12 protein-coding genes are annotated in these 14103 nt (G+C 41.0%); 1 reads left to right on the top strand and 11 read right to left on the bottom strand.

Annotated features, from left to right (window positions below; translation table 11 throughout):
- Nucleotides 1–510: 510 nt before the first annotated feature.
- The 10 genes from BO222_RS01440 to celB form a co-directional block, all read right to left on the bottom strand.
- Nucleotides 511–768, bottom strand: a complete 258-nt coding sequence (locus BO222_RS01440; protein WP_075817723.1) for a hypothetical protein — start codon at nucleotides 766–768, stop codon at nucleotides 511–513.
- 76 nt (nucleotides 769–844) lie between these two features.
- Nucleotides 845–1690, bottom strand: a complete 846-nt coding sequence (locus BO222_RS01445) for a hypothetical protein (RefSeq protein ID WP_143356893.1) — start codon at nucleotides 1688–1690, stop codon at nucleotides 845–847.
- Complete coding sequence (locus BO222_RS01450) at nucleotides 1677–3815, bottom strand: hydantoinase/oxoprolinase family protein (protein WP_075817727.1); 2139 nt, start codon at nucleotides 3813–3815, stop codon at nucleotides 1677–1679. The genes BO222_RS01445 and BO222_RS01450 overlap by 14 nt, the downstream gene beginning before the upstream one ends.
- 97 nt (nucleotides 3816–3912) lie before the next feature.
- The gene (locus BO222_RS01455; protein WP_075817729.1) at nucleotides 3913–4929 is read right to left on the bottom strand and encodes an aldose epimerase family protein; all 1017 of its coding nucleotides are present in this window, start codon (nucleotides 4927–4929) and stop codon (nucleotides 3913–3915) included.
- 614 nt (nucleotides 4930–5543) lie between these two features.
- A complete protein-coding gene (locus BO222_RS01460; RefSeq protein WP_075817731.1) occupies nucleotides 5544–6626 on the bottom strand; it encodes a sugar kinase in 1083 nt (360 codons plus the stop codon).
- Between the two features lie 488 nt (nucleotides 6627–7114).
- Complete coding sequence (locus BO222_RS01465; RefSeq protein WP_075817733.1) at nucleotides 7115–8032, bottom strand: Rpn family recombination-promoting nuclease/putative transposase; 918 nt, start codon at nucleotides 8030–8032, stop codon at nucleotides 7115–7117.
- 444 nt (nucleotides 8033–8476) lie between these two features.
- The gene (locus BO222_RS13250; protein ID WP_083647617.1) at nucleotides 8477–8707 is read right to left on the bottom strand and encodes a GNAT family N-acetyltransferase; all 231 of its coding nucleotides are present in this window, start codon (nucleotides 8705–8707) and stop codon (nucleotides 8477–8479) included.
- A 168-nt stretch (nucleotides 8708–8875) separates the two neighbouring features.
- Entirely contained in the window at nucleotides 8876–10171 is a 1296-nt protein-coding gene (locus BO222_RS01475; protein ID WP_198931976.1) for a DUF4838 domain-containing protein, read from the bottom strand.
- Between the two features lie 36 nt (nucleotides 10172–10207).
- Nucleotides 10208–10753, bottom strand: a complete 546-nt coding sequence (locus tag BO222_RS13905) for a hypothetical protein (RefSeq protein ID WP_198931977.1) — start codon at nucleotides 10751–10753, stop codon at nucleotides 10208–10210.
- A gap of 223 nt (nucleotides 10754–10976) precedes the next feature.
- Entirely contained in the window at nucleotides 10977–12317 is a 1341-nt protein-coding gene (celB, locus tag BO222_RS01480) for a PTS cellobiose transporter subunit IIC (RefSeq protein WP_075817735.1), read from the bottom strand.
- A gap of 261 nt (nucleotides 12318–12578) precedes the next feature.
- Here celB and BO222_RS01485 point away from each other — a divergent pair, with 261 nt between their 5' ends.
- Complete coding sequence (locus BO222_RS01485) at nucleotides 12579–13784, top strand: ROK family transcriptional regulator (protein WP_075817737.1); 1206 nt, start codon at nucleotides 12579–12581, stop codon at nucleotides 13782–13784.
- 47 nt (nucleotides 13785–13831) lie between these two features.
- On the opposite strand, the gene BO222_RS14015 is transcribed toward BO222_RS01485, so the two are convergent.
- The coding region (locus BO222_RS14015; RefSeq protein WP_233131184.1) for a hypothetical protein at nucleotides 13832–14103 on the bottom strand (272 nt) is incomplete at its 5' end.

Consider the following 14103-nt stretch of genomic DNA (forward strand, 5'->3'; position numbering starts at 1 on the left):
ATAAAGGAAATCCACGTATATCAGTAAGTTTAAATCCATGATGAACAACGGAAAAAACCGGAATATTGCAATCGCTGCTTGTGCCAGGGAAATGGCTTGCTTCATCTGGGGAATGGCTACGAATCACATTGAGAATCGTTCTCACTGTGATCCACTCACTGGTGAAATCCTTAGCCAAAACATCACAATAAAAAATAAATGTTCAAATCAAATCAACGGAACAACCAAGTTTTAACAGAATTTGCAGCACTCTAAGTCTTTTTATCTGAAGTTAACGAACAATTGACAATAAAGTTCAGAGAAATGAATGTCATTCATAAGTCCTGGAAGTAAGAGGTTTGACTATCCACGATAATTCTATGTTAATCCGCGTTTTTAGATGGTGGGGTCTCAGCGAAACCATTAACCTGTGAAAATCCACGTATATCAGATTGGTTTAAATAGCTGATGAATCCATTCCAGGATTTATGCATGACATTCACTAATCCCTTTATGTAGTTAAAAAATAAATTAGTTAGCCCTCAGTGCGCCCTTGACAAGGGGGGCTTTCATATCAGAATCAGAAGCAGAATTTTCTTTGATCCCGGACAATTCACCAGAAATTTCAGAGCCTTCTGCTTTTTCGATTCTCTGAAAAAGAATGCTTTCTTTTTTTAGCATGCTTTCCAGCTTTTCTCTTCGATCCTGATTCGAATCAGCCAAAAACAGAAACTTCAGCGTATCCATCAGAGAATCCTGGCATTCATCGATTCTCATATAAATCCACATCCATCCCTTCAAAAATTCAGTTTTGTAAACATATCAACTGGTGAACGAGTTAACGCCGGTTCTTAACAGCTCTTGTTTAAAACAAGACAGCTCTCGAAAGCTTCAGAGCGTTCTTCTTATACATTCGATCCGCTTCAAATGAATCTTGCATTTCATCATAAAGAGCGCATGCTGCCTTAGGTGAATAGCCATAAACCAGAAAGGCATCCAGCATATAGGCTGAAAAATTCAAATGATTCAGTCTCGAGGCAAAGGCCATAGCGGCAATTTCTGAAAGTACTGCTACTGGAGATCTGTTTTCAATAAAGCCGATCTTCCACAGAAGAATCTGATAGCTCTGAGTCCATATCTTCTGGTTTTTCATTTCAATCACATGATAAAGTTCATGAGCAATCAGAATGTCTTCGATGCGGACATCAGAGATATCCTGTTTTTCATGATCCATCTGTGTTCTGAAATAACTCTGAATCAGCGGATTTTCCATCAACGCATGCCCTTTGCTTAATCCATCCTGGTAGATCCGAATCGTTGCCGGTTCTGCGAAATCCGCAAACAGAATTCTCGAAGAAGCCTGAGGGATATCCGGATAAAGGACATTAAGTCCCATTTGCCTGGCAATCTCTTCGACTGACAGTTTTGGATATTTTTTTAAAATGCGGTCTGCTTCATTTCTTCCGCATTCGCAGGCTTTTTCATAAAGTTCATACCGCATGGAATCATCGAATCTTCCATTCATCGGCTCTCTGGAAAACGCATATTTCCACCAGGCCGATTCTGGCATCTGCACTAAATTTTTCACCAGAATTTCTGGCTGCCGGATCCTGATCTCCGGAAGGTTCAGATCCGGTTTTCCAGCCAGGGAGTTTCCTATTCTCTGAATGTATTTCTGAATTTTTAACCCTGGCTCTTTAGAACAGGTCACAACAATCACCTACCACAAAGATGTCTTCCTGCGGATTGCGGTCCTGCACGTCCATATTCATCAGCAGCTTATTCTGATTGAGGTCTACTGCGCTGTAGTCACATACTCGAGGTCCAACACACAGGTAATAATCCGGACGAAGAATCGTTTCTGATTTATAAATAGCGAGTTCATCCCACATCTCGTCGACTGCATCATGATAGTCGGACGCTTTAATCCGGCAGGCTTTCGCATTGGAACACTGAACTCGGATAAATCCTTTCTTATCTACAATCCGAAGCGGACTCTTTCCGTCTTTTTTGGCTGTGAAAACATAGAAATGATCCGTATTTCCAACGCATTCAATATCAGAAGCTCCCTGTCCAAAGTCGGCCGCAGCCAGCTCATAAGCTTCCTGCTGGGTACATTCCTTTAAGAGATCGGTTGTTTTTACTTCGGTTGATCCGGTGGCAATCGCCGTTACTTTTCCTGACTGATTATCGATTTCGATATGAATTTCCACTGTGTCAGGGGCTGCTCCTGAATCGATGCACGCATCTTTCGCTTCCTTGCGCAACGAAGCGATATCTTCTTCGGTCGGATTTGGAATCACACGTTCGATTACGTCTCTGACCATCGCCAGCGAAACGCCGATTGAGGAAATAACTTCCGCATTTTCCGGAATGGAATACTGCAGGCCCATCTTCTTAGCACAGTATGGAACAAGAGAAGCAGCTCCTCCTCCGCATCCGACCAGTTTCATCGCATCATGGTCCAGATGATATTTTTCTGCCAGAGCATTGATGCAGGCGCTGACCTTCTCGTAATCCTTTTCCAGAATCTTTTCAGCCAGCTCTTCTACGGTGATCCCCAAACGATCAGCCACTGGCTGCATGGCTTTTCGTGCACTTTCGGCATTGCCATGGGCAAAATATTTTTCATCGATCAGCCCAAGTACATTGGCTGCATCGGTATTGGTAAAAGTAATTCGTTTTCCGTTTTTGAGAACAATGACGACATAGTCATTTGGATCCCCTTCTTTTGGAGAAACGAGTTCGATTTTTGGATCCACGATTTCTTCAGGATCGGTAAAGCATGCATAGTCACATCCAGCGATATGAGCTGAGCGCGGACCCACATCCACAACATCTTTATCGCTGATTCGAACCATGCTTCCTCCAGCACATCCAAGAATACGCACATCCAGAGAGTTGATGTAGGTGTCGTGTCCGCCGATCTTGGCATAGTCAACACCTGGCCGTCCATTTTTGATGACTCCGATATTCGTAGTCGTCCCACCTACTTCAAAGTAAATGGCATTGGAAGCCCGCAGATACATCAAAGACCCCATAACGGAAGCGGCTGGACCTGAAAGAGCCGTTAAAATCGGTCGCTTTCTCATTTCAGAAATTTCCATTACTCCGCCATCCCCGCGCATGATCATTAATGGAACGGTAACGCCGGCATTCTTTACAGAATTTTCGGTTGCATTTGCGGTAGCCACCATCTTTGGAAGAATGGATGCGTTAATGGCGGCGGTTCTTGTTCTTCTGGTCAGACCATAAAGCTTCGTAATATCACTTCCCATGGTTACAGGAAGACCTAAAGCTGTGGCTTCGTCATAGATCATTCGTTCTTCATCCTGTGAATCGACGCCAAACGCCATCGAAGCAACCAGGACCTGCGCGTTCTGCGCCTTCAGAGCTTCAATCGCCTGTTCAATACTTTGCTTGTTGAGTTTTTTCTTAGGAATGTATTCATTTGAAATTGGAATTTTCTTTCCGGTTTTAGGATCAAGAACTATATCTTTCAAACTCAGCTGCCGCTTGGCCAGAAATCCCTCGATTCCTCCGCCAGCCATTCCAATCACTCCAACTTTGGCTACGTCCCCTTCAATGAAGGCGTTTGTCGCCTGCGTTGTCGAGTGCGCAACAAAGACAACATCTTCTGGACTGATTCCGTTTTCTCTCATGCAGTTTTCAAAGGACTGTACAACGCCCAAGGCTACCCCTTCTTTGGCATCATGAGTTGTTTTCACTTCATTTTTCCCGATAATTTCGTGGGTCTCGTTGTCCATCGCAACGCATTTTGTATAGGTACCCCCTACGTCAATGCCCATTCTGACCTTGCGGCCTTTTTCGTTCATACCTGTTCTCCGTTTCTGATTCAATATGATCTGTGGATATTTTTATCGTTTATCGTTTGGTAAAGTAGTTTACTTGTTGTCGAAAATAAAAAGAATTTCAGTCTGCTTCATCGGCCTCTTCCAGAAGATACTCAATGATCTGCACATCATGGACATTCGGCTGCAGAATCGGCTTCTTATGATCTTCATAGTTAATGGCATTTGGATAAAATTCCGGCTCAAAGCAGACTCTTGAATGCCGGTCGTATACCTCACCCAAAGGCCCGCAGTAATCTCCTTTCAGAAAATTTCCGGTATAGAAATGAATTCCAGGAAGATTGCTTCTAATGCGAAGTTTCAGACCATTCGCTTTGCATTTTGCCATATCACGCAATCCTTCCCCTTCAATCGAAAAATGATGATCGTAGCCGCCATTTAAAAGCAGCTGTTCATCCAAAGAGTGAAGGTCCTTTCCAATCTCCTTGTCCTTTCGAAAATCAAAAGGAGTATTTTCAACGAAGAGAAGCTTTCCATTTGCGGTTCCGGTTTCGTCATTAGGGGCGTATTGGCTCGAATGAATGGATACGATATGTGAATCAATCGGCCCATCGCCATTGAGGTTGAAGTAGGAATGATTGGTGATGCCAAACAGAGTTTTCTGTGTAGACATTCCATCACATTCAATCCGGATTCCATTTTCAAGAAGTTCATAAGTGATCGTAATCTTCAGATTGCCAGGATAGCCTTCATCTCCATCAGCGCTGATTCCGGTAAAGATCACTTTGTTTTCCTGTTCATGACCCTGGAAAAGAAACTTATCAAATCCATTAAATCCGCCATGAAGAGAATTGCTTCCCTTGTTTGCGGAAAGATAGTAGGTTATCTGATCCAGTGTGAATTTCGCGTTCTTGATTCGATTAGCTACCCGTCCGATCATTGCGCCAAAATGGGCTGTATGCAAAAGATAATCATCTGCGTTATCAAATCCCGCAACGATATTAATATCTCTGTCCTTCAATCGATAGGAAACCAATGCTGCTCCATAGTCAGTGACCTGGATCTGATATCGATCATTTTCAAGAGTGAATAAATGAATATCCTCATTGGATCGATTTTTCCCAAAATACTGTTTCATATAACTCCCGTACATTTTCAGTAAACTAGTTTACCTTCCCGCCAGATTCTTTCGCTTCAGAATTTCCTTATACTAAAAACTTCTGATGTGCTCAGGAGAAAATGGCTATTTCTTCGAACTCTTCTGATCGATTATGGAAATGCTTCCACATGAATATTGCAACATTCGGATCTGACGAATCCCATTTCTCACAGGAACGAAGTTCTATTCAAGGCATCCGGTTCTAAAATGTCTGCTCCGGTTTTACTATGTGATACTTTTTAAGGTTTTATCACAAAGTAAACTAGTTTACTTTGAAGTGATGAAGAAGATTATCCAACGGCTTATTTGGACTTCAGTCACATATTTTGGTTCCTGAAACTTCTTCAATGATTATTTGCACTTAGAGTGTAAAGCTTTACATACCAAATCACGAAGAGAAACGCTCAAAAAAATTTATGAGATCTTAATACCATTCAAGAGATCTGCATCTCATACTTCAGATTTCTGTTCTTTGCTCTTTTCAAATCTTTATGGCTCACGAATACAAATACCCAGATAACGCAAAAGAAGATTTCAGAGACAGATTTATCCCGGAAATCTTCTTTCGATCATATCTGTTTTTAAACTGTCACCTACCTGCGGATATCATAATTCATATTCATCAGGTTGCGAATCGTCTTTGCATCATCGGTAATATTTGCATCACCGCGAATTGTATGTTTAAGAACGCTGCTTGCTACGGCAAAGTTGATCATGTCTTCAGGCGAATAGTCATTCATTGCAGCATAAATCAAGCCGCCTGCAAATGCATCTCCACCTCCGACTCGATCAAGAATATTGAAACGAAACATCTTACTTTCCCAGGTCTTCCCATCAAACCACATATATGCTTTCAAAGAATTCTCACTTCCTGAATGGGCATAACGTACATGTCTGGCAATGCATTTGAGATTTGGATATCTTTGAACAAAAGCTCTGAAGATTCGATCCTGCTCTTCAGGACCTGGTTGAAAAGGAATATCATCTTTGAGATCTCCCAGAGCCGGATGATCTGGATCTTTATAGAGATGGTAGGGCTCAATGCCAAAGAGCACATCAATATACGGCAGACATTTCGTGCAGAAATCCCTGGCCTCTTTCCAGCTCCAGAGCTGTGAGCGAAAATTTCCATCAAAGCTGATGATCATTCCCTTTTCCTTGCCCTTTTTTAGCATATCCAGAACAAATCCTGCACATTCTTCTGAAAGGGCAGGGGTTATTCCGGAAAGATGCAGCCAGTCATAACCATCAAGCAGCTCATCAAGATCCACAGAAGAAAAATCAAATTCAGTAATGGAGGAGTGCTTGCGGTCATACGTGACCTTGCTTGGGCGAATTCCGAATCCCGATTCGAGATAATAGGTGCCTAAGCGATGAGTCGGTGTCTGTTTTTGAGTGCTTAAAATGACCGGAGAACAGTGAACATCGTTAGCTCTAAGCATGCGAATGGCACTTTTGCCTAAGGAGTTATCAGGAACTACGCTAAAAAACGTAGAATCGATTCCCAGATTCGCCAGTTCAAGCGCAATATTGGCTTCCGCTCCGCCATAGCTCGCTTCAAAGAGATTGGTTATCCGGACCTTTTCATAAGATGGCGGCGTCAATCGGAGCATAATTTCTCCAAAGGTGATGAATTTTGGAGACTTGCCTTTATATAAGAGAGAATTTTCCTTCAATTGTGATCTTCCTTTCCTGCTTAATCTTACTGAAGCATTCAAACATAAGACTCTTAACCAACATTTATTAAACAGCATGCTTTCAGGAAAACGAATTACTTTGAAAGAATTCCATCTTGAGCAGATCTTGGTTTTCACCCTTTTAAGATGACCTTGAAAGCCAAAGCTTCAGTTAGATGTTTATTATTTGTAAGAGAAAAGCAATCTCAGTATCTGAAAAAAATTCAGTTTGGCAAGATTACGAACAAAAATTTTCTTAAGACCATGACAAATCGTATAAACAGACTCATTACACTCTTTTCCTCTGTTCTGCTTTCTGTTCGAGTTCTTCTCTCGTCATTTGTCAGCATATCGTCAATCTCCGCCTGACTTTGCAGTAAACTCATGACTTATTTGCTCTTATGATCAAAATTCCAGCTTCCTTCTATATTGTTGCTTAGTTTTTTTATTCTGTTATGAAACTTTGGAAAAGATCAAAACTGCTCGCTCTATTTACCTTTGATCAATTTTTTTTGCTCTAAGTCATTTTTCATTTTTCTTAAATCGTTCATTGAGATATCAGGAATCAATTTCTTAATTTTTTTTAGAGAAAAATCGGTGCTCTCAATCATATTCATTGCGATCTTACGGCTTGTAAGGTCAATTCCTTTATCTATCCCTTCAATCTTCCCTTCATTTTTTCCTTCATCATAAGCACTTTCCAACATCATATTTACAGCTAGTTCCTGACTAAATAGATAATTCATCATAGATACAACCTCCACCTCTCTACATGACAAATACTCATGTAGTACATTGTTTTTCTTACAAATCTGAATAGCTTCCCGAACCGCTTTTGGCGTATCTCCATACAGCTTTCTTTGTTGATCGATCTGCTGACAAAACCGAATGTATTGATTAACTATGCCAACTGAATTTTCCAAATGGATTATTTTCACTATTGCGTTTACTGACGAATGTTCCCAGGAGTGCATCTTTGAGAGTTCAATGATTTCAGCAGACAAAGCTTTTGTTCCCGTATAAATTGTGAATAGTTCTACTTCTGGCAGCTTTATCGCCTTTGTCTCATACTGCTTTTTCCTTGTTTCTTCAACATACTGTTTTAATGTTTCAGCGGCATATTCAAGCAATCGAAAAGCAATATTCTGTGAAAAAGTCGATTGAGCTTCTACTAAAACAATTTTATCCGTTCCTACTAAAAATCCTAAATCATTGCGTAAGCCATTGGCTAGAATATTTGTTAGTGTAAGCAACTCAATCGATTCTTCTCGAATATCCGGATTTTCGGGATAGAGATCAAGATACAACCGCTTCAGGTTTCCTTTATTTTTGAAGAGATCTGAAAATACAGTATCCTTGATATTCCTTTTTGCACGGATATCTAGATTCTTATCAATTTTTGCCAATTTCTGTCACCATTTTTCTTATTCTGTTTTCATCAGAGTATAAATATCCAATGTTTTCAGATCATAACAAAATAGTGTGACAAATTTCTGACTTTGTATTTATTATTGGCTTTTTATTTATATTTTGGTAAATCCAGATTCTAATTAAAAAAAATATCCACTAACTATCCACTATGGTCCTAATATTTCTGATTTCTATTTCTCAGTTTTGACTATCATACCGGTGACATTATGATTCGCTGATTAGCGATCAACGATAGTCCGAACGGATTGCCTGTTCAATCCCTCGAAACAAAACTTAAAAAGTATAATTTTCATCATTTTTCTTCATTTTTATTATACCTGAGCGCAAAATCGTACTGATCTAAAAAGAAAAAAAAGCAGCAGATTAAGCCGTTTTTTTAAAATTCTAAGTTAGGTCGATTACTTTGAACATAAATGTAATCAGAGTCTTTTAGAAAGGAAATATCTGATTGTTCCTTCAAACGGAAAGTCCCTGATCTGGCCTGCTAAATTGAAGCCGTTCTTTTCATAAAATACAGGAGCCTGATAATCCTGAGTATTCAGAACAATGGTATGGATATTCATCTGCCTGCATCTCTTTTCTAATTCCTGAAGCAGGAGGGATCCGATGTTTCTATGGCGAAAGTCTGATTCTACTGCAAGCCACTCCACATAACAGCCTTCAAATTGTTTTTTTTGCGATCAGGCCGCCAGCTCGCTTTCCATCAACCATTACCGTAATCTCGATCGTTTTTTCATTTCTGTTTTGTCTTTTCGTAAAGATGGTTCAGGAGTAAGGAATCCAGCCAGTCCTGATCCGCCTGATCAGTAAATTCAAACTCAGAGCTTAAATCCGGCATAGTTTTTGGCTACTTCAATGACACGGTAAACATCAAGATTGTTCTGGGCAAAGTCTTCATTTCTGCGAATCAGATCCAAAAATTCATGCCAGCTGCAATCAGCCTTTTCAGGATTTCCAGCTGCGATCTGTTCTAATGCCGCTGCAAGCTTCTGTACATATTCGCGATGGTATCCCAGCTGCTTCCACTCATGAAGATTGGAACCGCTCTGACTTAAACAATTGTTTTCAATCATCGCAAACGCACCCTTTGCAAGCTCCTGTGCTTTTTTATACTTTGTTTCCATCTGTGGATTGATTCTGTCTCCAATCGCATTAAAGTGATCACAGCTTGAGTTTTCGGAAAGATTTTCGAGATATTCAACCGCTTCTTTCCAGTCATTTCCATACAGAGCCTCGAAATATTCTTCTTTCAGCTCTTCAAAATCTCTATTGGGATTCACCAGCATCTTTGCCATAACGTAGTTTGGAAAGTTATGCGGAAAGCCTGCTCTTAGTTCCTGGCAGCTGATGCAACCATTCACTCCCAATTGATCGAGACTCTGAATATCCCGATAGATGGTCTTACTGATCGCCATATATCCCAAATCCCCATAATGAGCCCCGCCTAATGGATAATCATAAACAAAGCTGTCTCCTTTAAAACCGTTCTGCCATTCTTTCAGACAGGTTAAATTCTCTTCAAGTGAATTTGGAAGCACGATCTGATTACGGATATATTCGGCTGCTGGCGGTAATTGATCCAGATCGACATCCGCATAGCTTCTTTCAAAGGTCCGGGTAATTGGGGCAAACATCATTGTGAACCGTTCCCGATTTTTCAAAGTTTCTTTCTGAGGCGCAAAAAGCAGCTCATGATAAAGCAGGAAACAGATTTTTGTATCCAGTCCTTCTTCACTCAGTCTTTCATCGAGCTGATTCAGAATCCGAATGTACTGATCAGCTACTCTCTCTTTTTTGCACTTGTCACATTCACAGATATTGTTTCTTGCATCGGAGAGCCAGACATGCAGATAATCTACGTCCTGATGGTCTCTGGCATAATCCGTAATGACTTCGACCATCTGATCCTGCACTTCGGGATTTGAAAAACATAACGAAGTCAGAATCGGAGCCCCTTCGACCAGATCCCGTTTGTTGTTGAGCCTGGCCGCAAAAGGTTTCTTGTCTTCAGGCAGCTCCAGGCCTTTTTCCCATCCGAAACGAGAAGAATAGCCAAGGACCTCCCCTGTCCAGCCATGCCCGACGCGGTGATGAACAATTCCTATCTTTTCCATTTCCTGATCCACAAGATCCGAAAGCTTTTGCGCTTTTTATGTATCGAAAGGTTCTTTGTCCTTATAGGGATTCAATTCATGTTCATACCAGCGTTTAAAGAACGGATATGGATTTTCAAACTGTACAAAGAAGGAATTCATGCCGATTTTTGGAAGCCAGGAAATAAAATCTCTGACATTTTCAAATGAATCTGCTCCTTCAATACATACTCCGCGGTGATCATAGGCAGGTTCAACATCCAGTAAAATCCGTTGATCCGGTTTTATATTCTCAACAATCACTTCATGAGCCTTTTGCGGTCTGACAAATCGAACTCCATATTCTTCGAGCCAGCGATAAAAGCCATTCAAGGCGCCTACCCATGTATTTGAAGTAATCGAGCCGCGTAAACCATCGAGTTCAACGACATAGGAATCTTTTGTCCTGTCATCCAACACGACTTCTACATTCAGATCCGCTTTGGATGGATCATCCGTAAGACTTAAGGGTTCATTAAAAAGCCGGTTCATATAATCTGCCGCTCCTTTAGTAAACCACTCCTTTTGTAAAGGGGTAATATTTTCATTCATGAATAATTTCATCGTTCATCCTCATCTTTTTCTGCTTGTTTTTTCACCTGTTAAAAAGGGAAGTAAACAGGTAAATCAGGAGCTCCGGCTTTAAAGCTTTTCTATAGATGTGTGTTTTTGATAAAGCGTAAAGTCTTATGGCGCTCCTGAAAATTAATTCTTGATTTACTGATTTTGTGTTGCTTCAATTCGTTTATATTCAGATCTTTATATTCAGTTTTTTTGTCTTTTTGTTTTAGATGGTCAGACTTGCAGGGATTTCACCTTTTTCCTCTTCAAGTTTTCTTAAGTCGGCTGCCTTGAAGAATGGATAGTAGATCGCAAAGGAAACAGCGACCAGAACGATCTGCAAAACTGCTCCCTGCCAGGATCCTGTGGCCAGAAAACCACCGATGACTGGTGGAGTAGTCCATGGCAAAGTAACTCCTGTTGTTAATGGAACCAGTCCTGAAAGCATGGCAAAGTGAGTCACAATCGCGTTGATTACAGGGGTTAAAACAAATGGGATCAGCATGATTGGGTTCAGAACGGTTGGAAAAGTAAATAAAATCGCTGTATTGATGTTAAACAAAGCCGGAATTCCAGAAACTTTTCCAAGGGTCTTGAATTCTTTTGATCTCGAGAAGAACAGCAGGCATAAAGCCAGTCCGATTGTGGCTCCCCCTACGCCCATGTATACAAACAGATCCATGAATGGAGCAGTGATAATGTTTGGCAATGCCTCTCCTGCTGCTAGGGCGACGCGGTTTGCATCCGCATACTGGATCCACAGTGGATTCATCACTGAACCGACAACCTGACCTCCGTTAACTCCACAAAACCAGAACAATGAGTTGAGGAGTACGGCGACAAATGTTCCTGGCAATGTACCAGCGATGTAGCCTAATGGAACGCCAATGACTCTGGAAAGAATGTCGTTGAGTGATCCAAGTCCGGTGATTTCAAGTAGGATTTTTACAATCGCAAAGACGATCAGAATTACCAGTCCAGGAATTAAGGCTGAAAAAGATTTACTTACAGCTTCTGGAACTGATCCAGGCATTTTAATCGTTATGTTTTTCTGAATGAACCAGCGGTAAATTTCAGCTGAGACCATCGATACCAGAATGGCTGAAAAAATTCCCTTTCCGCCCAAGGCGCTGTATGGGATTCCAGCAGCTCCGGCTTCATTGCTGATGATAGGGGTCACTAACAAAAACGCTGCCAGGGAAAGTACTCCAGCGCTGACGCCATCGGTTCCATAAGAACGGGAAAGTCGATCAGCAATTCCAAATGAAGTAATTAAGGCCATCAGACCAAATGAATTGTTTGCCATCGCATCAAGCAAAGCATAGGCTCCATTTTCCTTAAGCCAGGCTGTCCATGCATCGACGGGAAAATCTTTAATCAGTACAAAGAATGAACCGATTAAAACCAGGGGCATGGCGATTAAAATCCCTTCTCTGAGGGCTTTCAGATGTCGCTGGCTGCCGATTTTTTCGCCCAGAGGCGCCAGACGATTTTCAAGAAAACTCAATAATCCTTTCCTGAGATCCTCTTTAGTTCGGTTTTTTGTTTCTTTTTGTAACTTACACATACATAGGAATCGCTTACACGCCAATTTTTATGCCTGGATCATTCATAATAATTCTTATTTTAGTTTTTATTTATAATTTAAAATACACGTGGAGTTTCTGACATTCTGATAAAATGAATTTGTACATGGATAGAGTTAAATAAGATTTGCAAAAAAAAACACCCATTGATAAGAATGGATGTTTTTGGCCAAACCTGTATTTAAACGAATCGTAAGTAAGTCTGTTTTCGAACAGATCGAAACCATTTCAAAGGAGAATTTATGAGTACTTTGCCAGTCAATCAAAACCACCTGTCGACGACTCTTCATTATCTGTTTCGTCACCCCTATACCAGTCGGGTTGAAATTGCATCAAAAACAAAAATGACCAAGGCTCTGGTTACTCATGCCATCGCCCATCTTCAATCGCTTGGCTACGTGATTGAAACCGGGCAGGAAGAAAGAAAAAAGAAGGGATCGGGCAAAGCCCGAAAGCTGATCTGCCTGAATCCCAATGCCGCCTGTTCGATTGGCATTGAATTCAATATGGAACAGATTTGTGCTTTACGCTGCAGCTTAAACGGAGAAGTCGAGCAGATGATCCGAAAACCGATTCATTCGATTGATCTTGAAAAGCTAAGTGAGATCATCAGCGAAATGATCAACACTCTGTTTAATGAATCCAGGACTCCAGTTCTGGGAGTCGGCCTGGCCATACCCGGTCATTATGACCAGGATCAGGATTCTATTGTCACCAACAATCCAGCCTGGAAACATTTCTCGTTAAAAAAGATCCAGGATCAGCTGATAGAACCTTTGCCCATGTCCATTGAAAACAATGTGGAGTGCATGTCTTATGGCCGATACCTTTTTCGTTCTGAAAGTTCACCGGATGAATTCATTTTGCTTCATATTGGGCCGGGTCTGTACTGCTCGTTTTTTGATTCCGCTTTAACCGAACGCAAGAAAAGCAATTATTTTGGGGAAATCGGTCATAGTGTCGTTGATATCAATGGAACCCTTTGTGAATGTGGAAAAAAAGGGTGCCTGCAAACCTATATCTCCAATAACTGGCTGAATCAGCGAGCCAGAATTTATTTAGAAAACGGGGCCTCGCCTGTTTTAAGAAATCTGGTCAGGAAAGCGGATGATTTAAACATTGAAATTCTTCAGAAAGCCTATTTGCAAAATGATCCGTTTATCCGAAACATTCTCGAAGATGGAATAAGCCGTCTGGCAATCACCTTATCCAATTTATTGATTGTCCATGATGCCAAAAGAATATTTATCAACAGTCAGCTATTGCAGGAATCTGAATTAGAAGCATATTTTCGCAGGCGAATTATGGAACAGTTCAGCTTTATTTTAGGGCTCGATTCGATTCCAGTGGAAATTCTCCCTTTTCGCTATGATCGAGGCGCTCAGGGAGCCTGTGCCTTAGTCTTTTATGATCAACTGATCCTGCATCCTGATCACGCTCTATGCTAGAGTCAGTCTGACTACCTGACTGTAACCGTCTTCCATTTTGTCTGTGACTATCTGTTTTTGACGAACTGACTTTTTGCAGCGAATGAATTGACCATGTGATCCTTAGAGTTTTCAATCACAAAACGGATAATTTTGATACTCACATCGAATGAAAAGGGGCTGTTAAATTTCTGACAGTCCAAAAATAAAAAGAGGCACCTGATCCGTAATGGATGAGGTGCCTTTTTTGGTAAAATATGTTCATGCTCAATAAACAAAATTACCAAACACACTATAACTCGATTCAGGGCCGTTTGCCACTGCTCCATTCTCTCTTCCC

This window comes from Ileibacterium valens (assembly GCF_001945525.1).
In the GTDB taxonomy this organism is placed as follows: domain Bacteria; phylum Bacillota_I; class Bacilli_A; order Erysipelotrichales; family Erysipelotrichaceae; genus Ileibacterium; species Ileibacterium valens.

Coding starts and splice junctions, on each gene's coding strand:
- BO222_RS01440 (WP_075817723.1), bottom strand. CDS start 768: ATGTGGATTTATATGAGAATCGATGAATGCCAGGATTCTCTGATGGAT.
- BO222_RS01450 (WP_075817727.1), bottom strand. CDS start 3,815: ATGAACGAAAAAGGCCGCAAGGTCAGAATGGGCATTGACGTAGGGGGT.
- BO222_RS01455 (WP_075817729.1), bottom strand. CDS start 4,929: ATGAAACAGTATTTTGGGAAAAATCGATCCAATGAGGATATTCATTTA.
- BO222_RS01475 (WP_198931976.1), bottom strand. CDS start 10,171: ATGGAAAAGATAGGAATTGTTCATCACCGCGTCGGGCATGGCTGGACA.
- BO222_RS13905 (WP_198931977.1), bottom strand. CDS start 10,753: ATGAAATTATTCATGAATGAAAATATTACCCCTTTACAAAAGGAGTGG.
- celB (WP_075817735.1), bottom strand. CDS start 12,317: ATGTGTAAGTTACAAAAAGAAACAAAAAACCGAACTAAAGAGGATCTC.
- BO222_RS01485 (WP_075817737.1), top strand. CDS start 12,579: ATGAGTACTTTGCCAGTCAATCAAAACCACCTGTCGACGACTCTTCAT.